The following is an 8853-nucleotide window of genomic DNA, read 5'->3' as shown; positions in this document are numbered from 1 at the left end:
ACGGATGCTGGACAACCAGATCTTGTGCCACTGCTTTTAGCGCCGTTTGCGACTCTAAGATCAGTCGTTTAGGGGTGCTGGCTTGTGGTTTGGTTGTTGCCTTGGTTGTACCATTGGTCGTGATATTGGCGTTGCCAGCGTTGGTAGATCTGCTGGTAGGTGACTGCGCGTTGGCTTGAGCCGATTTTGCGGCAGTGGCTTTCTTCCACGCTTGCGCCTTTTCGCTGGCACAGCTCTGATCTAGGCAACGGTTTTCTAAAATTTTCCCTTGGTTAAGGCCGTTGGTGTCGTCCAAAATGGCGCAGTGTTTATCGCAAGACAGACAACCGGAAGTGTATTGCTCAGAGCCTACGGTGGCTTGAGATATAGTGACCGGACTATCAACGGTAGACAGCAGTACCAGTTTGCCATATTCCGATTCCAGTTCTTGGCGCTTCTGGTCGAAATGCGCCTCAGTTTTTTTCTGGAAACAGCTTGGATTGGTGCATTCTGCACAGTTGCTATCATCGGCAAACATGGTGGTTTGAACTTGGGTGTTGTACGGACATTGGGCACAGTCTGATTGCTCAAAGACTGCCGTATTCAATGGGCGCTTAACCGCTTTCTGGATTTTGTCATTCAGTACGCTAACGGACATTTTGTCACGGATAACGGCGTGAACGATTTTATTCTGGATCTCTGTTGGAAGTGAGGACAAACGGGCAGCATGAGCCACCGACAATACGAATCCGTTGTCCTGTTTTTTACCCACCAATGCTTGCACTTCATCTGAGGCACGAAGCAATTGTAAAGCTCGGTCAAATTTGGTTTTCGACCAGCCCATTTCTGCCGCAGCCACATTCAGATCGCCATTGTGATTAGCCACAATCCGTTTCAGGCTATGCGCTTCATCCAGTTGTGACATAGCGGTGCGGTCAACGTTCTCACTGACAGACAGGGCGTAGGCTTCTTCATCGGTCATGTGCGATACCAGCACTGGTATAGATGGTAAGCCAATCTCAATCGCCACTCGCTTACGGGTGTTACCTGCCACCAGCTCAATGCCCGTTTCCACGTATCGGGCAATCAACGGGGTATGGATGCCTCGCGCTTTGATAGAGTTCAGCAGATCGAGGTAGTCACTGTCAGCGATATAGCGGCGTGGGTTGCCAAATTTTGGATCTTGAATGGTGTTTGGGTCTAGGTGCAGCAGTTGCGTTTCTTCGCCCTGAGTCATAGGGGTAGTCGGTGCGATAGTCGTAGCATTGGTCATAACTTTGGCCTCTGATTCGTTTGGTTTCGAATGATAGGCTACGTCTGTTTTTGGGAATGCAAGCGGTTGGTCGGCTGGCAACGGTTCATCAGGGTTGGACAGTGGCAACGGTTCAGATTCGTCGGCAACGCTGGCTTGGCCTGTGGTGTCCGATGGTGGGGTTGGCTGCGCCAGCAGTTCCCGAAATTGCGCTTCACTGAGCACGGCCACGCCCTTTTTCTTGGCACTGTCCATTTTCGTGGCACCCACGTTGTCACCACAGACCAGGAAATCGGTGTCTCCGGTTACACGGCTTTGTGGTATGCAGCCGAATGTCGTTGCCCAATCTGACATTTCACCGCGTGACAAGCTGCACTTACCCGTAAACACAACCGATTTACCCGCGACAGGGCTGGAGCCAACGACCTTAGCGCCTTTGGTATGCTCGATGTCATAAGTGTTCAGCAACATTGGCAAAACAGTACTGGCTTGCAACTGCGAGTAAATTTGTGGGGCGCTGGTATCACCAAACCCCTTGATGGCTTTGATGTCATCAACGGTAATGTCCAGCAACGTAGTAATCGGATGCACCGCCAGCAGCTTTTTGGCACTGCCTCTTCCTAAGTTGCTGATACCCAGTGAGGCTAACAACAGATAGTCGGGCATTGGTTGGGACTGGATTCGAGCCATTTCCGCTAATAAATTGGCTGCTTGCCCTGCCCCTAGTCCACAAGCCTCTAAATCCATTTGAGTCATTTGGTAAACGGCTTCGATGGAGGTAAAACCGCCAGCTACGATTTTGGCTACGGTCTGCTTACCAAAATAGAGGGCTTTCAGTAGGTCGAAGTGATAGATGATTTTCGCTTCATTGCGGCCATGACAGTTAGTAGAACTGCAATATAGGTTGTCCTCTCGCATTTCCACTTCGCCGCCGCAACACGGGCAGACTGTGGGGATGTTGAGTTCGCTGGCAGGGCTGAGTATTCTTGTGATGAAGGGGATAATCTCACCTGAGCGTATCACGGCCACTTCCGCGCCGACACCGATTTTCTTGTCGATGATGTTGCCGACGTGACTCCCGCTGACTTTAGACGTGACGGCTCCAGACAACTCCACTGGCTCTATTTGAATAACCGGCGTGATTTGGCCTGTTCTGCCGAGTTGATAGATCACATCGGTAACTGTGGTGACTTTTTCATTGCCTTTGATTTTTTTGGCTATCTGCCAGTTGTGGTGATGGGACGTTGAGCCAAGGTTCGACTTAATGGTTGGATCGACCGCCTCAAACACAACGCCATCAATGGGATACTGGCAATCTCTCAACGAGGCTTCGACAGATTCCCATTGCGCCCGAAACTCATCCAGAGGCAGCTCAATAGCGTCCATATCACGATACAGTACCAGATGCACTGCGCCGTCTTTAAGGGCTTGCAAGGCTTCTGCCTTGTGATTGTCGGCATTGACAATGCCAGCGATAACGTTGCGTGGGTGTGAGAACTGTTCGGATAAACCCAGATCAAAGTAGGCCTGCGGCATTACGATTTCACCTATCGATTCTCTTTCGGTATTGCCGAGAATTTGCAGTCCCATGTCCAGCAAATGAGTGACTATGTTTCCGGTGGTGCCGTCACCACGGGTCGCAAGTAGTGGGTCGGGGATGTATTTGCACGCCACGCCATCCAGTTTCGCGGTTGCGCGGATCACAGGATTGCTGATCCCCTTTTTCAAACCTGCCTGCTCAATCTTGTCCAACCATTTTTCGATGTCCTCGACGAGATAAGCCTTGTTGGTCGACTTCATTGGGTGGATGTGGCGGAACGTTTTGCCATTGCGCAGCGGCTCGACCTCGACACCTTTTAAGAATGGGTGTTCAGGTTCAAGCTGTGCCAGCCGCTCCACCAGCGCATCGTAATCTTCATCTGGTATCAATGATTCCCCGGTACGATAAGCGGTGTTGTAGGCGTTCAGCTGCTTCGATAGGGCATCGGCGCTGTTGTAATCAAGTTGAGTAAGTGCGTTCATTATCGTGGCTCCTTGCGTTAGTACATTACTCAAGTTACTGCGGGTTTCAGAAATGCAAGGGCAGGTTGACCGTTAGATACGGGTAGATATGGGCGAGGGGAAGCTCACCGTTGAGCACCAGGCCGCTGGCGTCGAAAATTAAAAAACCGGCTTAGAGCCGGTTGATGGTTGAGTCGGATTTATAGGGTGATAGGCAGGTAATTGCGGTCACTCTGAAGTTCCTCAAGTGGAACCCAGTCGGAGAATAATTTCTCTGGTCGTTCGTCAGCTTCGAAACGGGTTGGGGTAGCTGTAAAGCGGAACTGGTTGCGCTCAATTTCGATGCCAGTAACTTCCAATTCGACTCCTTGGGCATTTTCTGCCGCGACCAAAATCTCGGACAACTGCTCAATCGGGTAGTGCTCCAATAAGTTTTCCGCCGTCGATTTGTCAAAATACTCGCCACAAGTGGCTTCCAGCAACATAGAAAAGACGCCCAACTCTGTAACCAGCGAAGCTAAATGCTGGATTCGACGCACGGTCGTAATCTCAAGATTGACGATAAACCCATCAGGCAATTCATCAGGCATGTTCGATTCGCAATTGACGTTAAGGATGATCAGTTTACACATTGAAAGTTCCTGTTAAATGTATTTCGACTTACTTTTACATAGGCTAAAAAAATACAAGCGCTTTAAGTATGAAATGCGATTAAACCCAGTAAAATAGCGCGCTCACATGGAAATGCATCTTCAACCATGTTTTTTATAGATTTATGAATTTAGGTAAGTGGCGGTATTACGTTGTATTCGGTACCTCCGATTTTTAGACCATTTGGTCTTGGTGAGAGAAAGGGGATTGGCATGAAAATGTCATTGAAAGAGGTCGTGGCACTGTTGGAACCAATGGGAAAGCCCATAAAGTATCGAACGATGTTTGGTGGTTATGGTTTTTTTATTGATGATGTGATGTTCGCGGCCTATTTTGATTCATGGTTGTTGTTGAGAGCGAATGAGCGCACCCGTACTTTGTACGAAGCACTTGGCTGCAAACAACGCCAAACCAATAAACGTCATAGTGTCGTCAAAACTCGCTATTACCACATCCCGGTTGATTGGTTATCGCAATCGGCGGTATTGATCAATCATGCGGAAGAGGCTCTAGAAATCGCCGTAAACGACCGCGAGCAAAGAGATAATTGTGACTTGATGCCAATCCGAGATTTACCCAACATGACGGCCAAAACCGAGCGCTATTTGGCCTCTGCTGGTATTGTCTCAGTACCTCAACTGGACGAAGTTGGCGCGCTGGCGGCATTTCAGGCGGTAAAAGCCCATTATTCCAAGCCAGTACCTGATCAATTGCTTTATCAGCTCGCCGGTGCAATACGGCGAGTGCACCATTTACGGCTCCCCGCAGATTGCGTGGCTGAATGTGCCGCCGAGTTAACTGATTCCAACTAAGCTGACAGGTTTCGCTTTGAGGTATGCAGTTTGGTCAACCAGGCTTGAACCAACGCTTGATCGCTGGGGTTCCCCAGGTTGTAGGTTCGGATGTTGTAGTTTCGGGCTAACTTTAAGGCCAGTTCTAAGTGATGCTGTGACCGATTCTCCGGCACCGCATAATAGAACAGGAACTGAGAGGGCGTTCGGAGTTTCAACCCCAGGCAAACATAAACATAATGGGCGATCAACAACTGCTGTTGCGGCTTAAACCGTCGAAAGCCTGACAAATATCTTCGGGCAGTATGCTTGGCCGCCTTTTGGTCGCCAAGTAAGTATCCATCAATGCTATTTTTACCGTTAAATCCATCCCACGGCACAAAACGTTCAACAGTGCCGTTCCCTTCAAACGCCCCTTGCAATTGCCAGTGATCCGATTGTGTCACGCTTGACCGCAATACGGCGTGGGACAGCGCTAGTCCTGTGGCCAGATCATGCAGTTGTTGTCCCACAGCCACCGGGACGGTTTCTGGAGTGATGACGGAATAAATCATCGGTACTGACCTTTGAACGTGCCGGTATTGGTTTCAAACGAAAACGCCACCAGGGGATGAAACAGCAACTGCACTAAAACGGCCAACAACGCCACATTCACCGCGATAAAGTGCGGTTCTGTAGCCAGCGGGATGCCATAGAGGTCTACCAAATGGACAGGCACGCCATACAATCGTTCAAGATGAACCTTAATCAATATAGCGATGGCCATCAGCGCGAACTCTTTGTGACCTGAGAGCACCGATTTCACTGAATAGAAGAAATACAATCCGTGTAAAGTGCCGGAAAATCCGCGTATTTCCACTATGTCTGAATACAGCAGCAGGGCGGCGGTAACGCAGGTAAACGTAGCTGTCAGAATCAGCATCACTAGAATTGCTAGGCCGAACATATTTATCGCAAGTTCCAAATCTGTTGTGTGAGTAAATGCAAAAGTGAATAAACGGTACAGTTCGGCGTGGCTGACGATAGCGAGTTTATTCAATTCAATCATCGGTGCGATGTTGTTGTCCTGGCCAAGCAAACAAAGGATTGCGATTGAGATGCAAAAGATAGCCAGCAGGTTGGATCGAGATAGTGATTTCATAGTTCAGGTCTCCGTTTTTACAGAAACCAGTCTATTTCTAGTTCACAGAATGCAAGAAAAAACATTAGTGCGCGAAAAAAGGCTCGTTATTGCATCGATGGTGACAAAAAAGTTGATACAACTTCTAAACCGATTCACGACAAAAAGGAGGTAGATATGGAAAAACGATTCGTTTGGACGTTCGTTGGCGTTGTTCTAGTGCCAATCGCAGTCTCACAGTTCATGCATCTGATGACGCTTTTGAACTGACCAATCCCGTAAAGAAATAAAGCCGGTTAATTCCGGCTTTTTTTGCCAATCAAGGAATGGCATAAGTGACTGTATTTTTAATTGAAATTAAAAAGTCCTGTGCGCAGGACTGCCAACTATTTAGGCCAGTCTGTCGGGGATGTCGATTTCATTACCAAAGGCACGGGAAACAAACGCTCGCATAGCCGTAACAAAAGCGGTATCACCGTTTTGTGTCTTATCACCATCGTACAAGGTGGCCTGCCAGTAGCCGTCGCATGTGCTTGCTGGTTTAAGGTTTAATCAGTTCACGGTCAATTATATTGCCGCCTTGGAGCCATTTTTTCTAGGAGAGTTGTTGCCTCCAATTGAGAGACATTTTCCACTGGATGAATCGTCCCACACCCAACCTGAAAATATTTCGTGACCATGTAACATTTTTACGGTCAAACAATTAGTCGAATATTCACTAAGTTCACGCAGGGTGTTGATTCGAATATACGTTTTAGTTAAGGTCCTTGATTTCTTGCATATACAGTTGGACAGGTGCGTCATGGTCAGTGGTAAACGTTCTACTCGGCCTAAGTCATTCACGAACACAGTCACTGAATTCTTTGGTTTCGCCTCGGTGTCGTCACGAGTTCAGTATGAGAGAGTTCTGCATCGTTGTAGACAGCGATATGTTCCATAATAGTATTGCTGCTGTTGCAGTACAGCATTTCAATATTATTAAAATTAATCCGGTTAGTTTCTTGTTAGATTCAAAAACAGCTTAACGGGTTATTTCAGAATTCAACTGGCAAGGTGGTAAGTGGTGAGGATGCCTGCCATACGTTTACAACATATGGCAGGGTAGGGTAGGGCTAGGCGGCTATCGCTTCCAATTCGGTTGATTTCGTTTAGCTGGCTAACTCAAGCTCAAGGTTGCTTGTGGTCGTTCTACGTAACAATGTACGCTTGAACGGTTTATTCATAAACTCATATGTAATCATATCTCGATAGGCAGTTAGCTAGGACATTCGGTGATTTTTCAAAGTCCTACCATTTGAATCTAGCGTTCAATTACTTACCTTACGCTTAAAAGCGGAATGGTATGTCACTCGCTTAGGGGAGGTTTATTATTTCGAGAGGATGATTGGGCAAGGTTTTCTAAATGCTCATTTAGGGATTTATACATACTCTTAATGCTTGTATATCTCGAATACCCTCTATAAATACTAAAAACCAACACAACCAGAGTCGTTAACCAATATGGGAAGATCTGGTAACAAATCAATCCTAATACCGATGTGTAGATTAATGATATGCCTGAAGCTTTCTCGACATTTAGGTGAACGTTTAGGTCAAAAGCTTTTTTAATGAAGTAATGCCTATGAGAATCGATGGTTAACTATCAGGGTCTAATAGCCAGCGTCTTTATCTTTGAAGCCTACTGAGATCAAAGTAACCGTTTGACCAACTAGCTATGGTATATTTCCATCACTCAATTGTTCGGGGTATTCTCTGCCATCTTCCCTTTTTATCCCAAACTAATGCTTGGTTACAATAGTTGAATCGAAACTTGGAGATGAAGTAGTTGCTGTTACCCCTGTCACCGAATTAACTGAATATGTGGTGCTTCCACCGCTACTAGACAGATGTGTTTCGGAAAAGTTGTGTGACCTAAAACTTCACCAGTAACACTCCAAAATTGTAACTCCTTACCCTTATTCTCAAAATCTGGCATTGTCACTCCCTTGAATCAGTGTTTGCTGAATTAGCTTGTTTATCGTAATCGAACTACAGTAATAGTCGAATTTGTTTTTTTGAAAACGACATTCCCACCGCCAATTGCCAGGGTTAATACTGCATATTCTGGCATGTGGGTTGAGCAGTTGTGCAGTATCGCCTACTGTTGGGTCAATTTCGACCCAGCGACTTTGTAAGCAAAGTAAAAGTCTGATAGTTGAATAAAATTACCCGTGCCATACCAAGACTCGAGTACGCGTCCTTCAGACGCAGCTAGGCGGTACAACGAATACAAGATCGAATCGGTCAAGTGGGGCAGGGGATAATAGCTGTGCAAAGTGACTATACGGGCCATTTCGTAGGGTTTGTTATAGGAATGCGCTTTTTAGCGTTGAATTTTTGGCATAGGTAGAGTGGGAAGCTCTTACTGTTTTACCTAGGCCCTCAAATAAACTAAGACGGCTACGTATTCCTCGGTAGTTAGAGCTTTGCTTTGAGTTAATTTGGTAGCCAGTTGTACAGCGTTCAACATGGAGTCTACATAACTTCCCACTTGCTGAACAAGGATTTTTACGGTCGCTAAGATTGATGAAATCGGATACAGATGCTGGCCAATCTACATTGACTGTCTTTGGATATTTTTGTAGTTCAGCCTTTCCTGGTAACATATCAATTTCTCTGCAAATTCTCGTCCGATCCGAGAGTGGGGATATAAGGCTAATAGAACGAAGCGCTAAGATATTGACCTAGCAGTAAAATCATGGAAGTATACTGTCTATTAATACAGTTGTGAGTGTCACATGCTAAGAGCTACTAGAGTACGGATATACCCGACACCAGTTCAGGCTGAGTTTTTGCTAGCTCAATTTGGTGCTGTTCGTTTTGTGTATAATAAAGCTCTGCATTTAAAGTCGTACATGTATCGCAAACATGGTGTTAGTCTAAATCCTAAAAAGGACATCAAACCTCTGCTCGCAGTAGCCAAGAAGTCACGCAAATACCGATGGTTGAAGCAATATGACTCAATCGCATTGCAGCAATCAGTTATCAACCTTCACCAAGCCTTTGACAATTTCTTTAAC

The 8853-nt window shown here is 46.5% G+C and carries 6 protein-coding genes; 2 read left to right on the top strand and 4 right to left on the bottom strand.

The features are described from left to right. Both ACQY6F_RS17265 and ACQY6F_RS17260 read right to left on the bottom strand, forming a co-directional pair. Positions 1-3253, bottom strand: a 3253-nt coding sequence (locus ACQY6F_RS17265; RefSeq protein ID WP_428776203.1) for a ParB/RepB/Spo0J family partition protein, incomplete at its 3' end; no start/stop codon positions are given. 179 nt (positions 3254-3432) lie between these two features. Next, entirely contained in the window at positions 3433-3864 is a 432-nt protein-coding gene (locus ACQY6F_RS17260; protein ID WP_428776201.1) for a hypothetical protein, read from the bottom strand. Between the two features lie 171 nt (positions 3865-4035). Here ACQY6F_RS17260 and ACQY6F_RS17255 point away from each other — a divergent pair, with 171 nt between their 5' ends. After that, positions 4036-4695, top strand: coding sequence for a TfoX/Sxy family protein (locus tag ACQY6F_RS17255; protein ID WP_428776200.1), 660 nt, complete (start codon positions 4036-4038; stop codon positions 4693-4695). Here ACQY6F_RS17255 and ACQY6F_RS17250 read toward each other — a convergent pair. Together ACQY6F_RS17250 and ACQY6F_RS17245 are read right to left on the bottom strand one after the other, a co-directional pair. Then, positions 4692-5228 carry a hypothetical protein gene (locus ACQY6F_RS17250; RefSeq protein WP_428776198.1) on the bottom strand — a complete coding sequence of 179 codons (537 nt, stop codon included), beginning with the start codon at positions 5226-5228 and terminating at the stop codon, positions 4692-4694. The genes ACQY6F_RS17255 and ACQY6F_RS17250 overlap by 4 nt on opposite strands. Next, positions 5225-5815, bottom strand: coding sequence for a hypothetical protein (locus ACQY6F_RS17245; RefSeq protein ID WP_428776197.1), 591 nt, complete (start codon positions 5813-5815; stop codon positions 5225-5227). Before ACQY6F_RS17245 ends, ACQY6F_RS17250 begins: the two co-directional genes overlap by 4 nt. 2756 nt (positions 5816-8571) lie before the next feature. On the opposite strand from ACQY6F_RS17245, the gene ACQY6F_RS17240 reads away from it, so the two are divergent. After that, positions 8572-8853: helix-turn-helix domain-containing protein (locus ACQY6F_RS17240; protein WP_428776195.1), on the top strand; the 282-nt coding region annotated here is incomplete at its 3' end.

The sequence above is a fragment of the Vibrio sp. genome, from assembly GCF_050299255.1.
Classification (GTDB): Bacteria; Pseudomonadota; Gammaproteobacteria; order Enterobacterales; family Vibrionaceae; genus Vibrio.
The sequence above is the reverse complement of the archived record's forward strand: the minus strand, read 5'-3'. Positions and strand labels throughout refer to the sequence as shown.

Excerpts from the sequence above, each read along its gene's own strand:
- ACQY6F_RS17250 (WP_428776198.1), bottom strand. The coding sequence starts at position 5,228 with ATGATTTATTCCGTCATCACTCCAGAAACCGTCCCGGTGGCTGTGGGA.
- ACQY6F_RS17245 (WP_428776197.1), bottom strand. The coding sequence starts at position 5,815 with ATGAAATCACTATCTCGATCCAACCTGCTGGCTATCTTTTGCATCTCA.
- ACQY6F_RS17260 (WP_428776201.1), bottom strand. The coding sequence starts at position 3,864 with ATGTGTAAACTGATCATCCTTAACGTCAATTGCGAATCGAACATGCCT.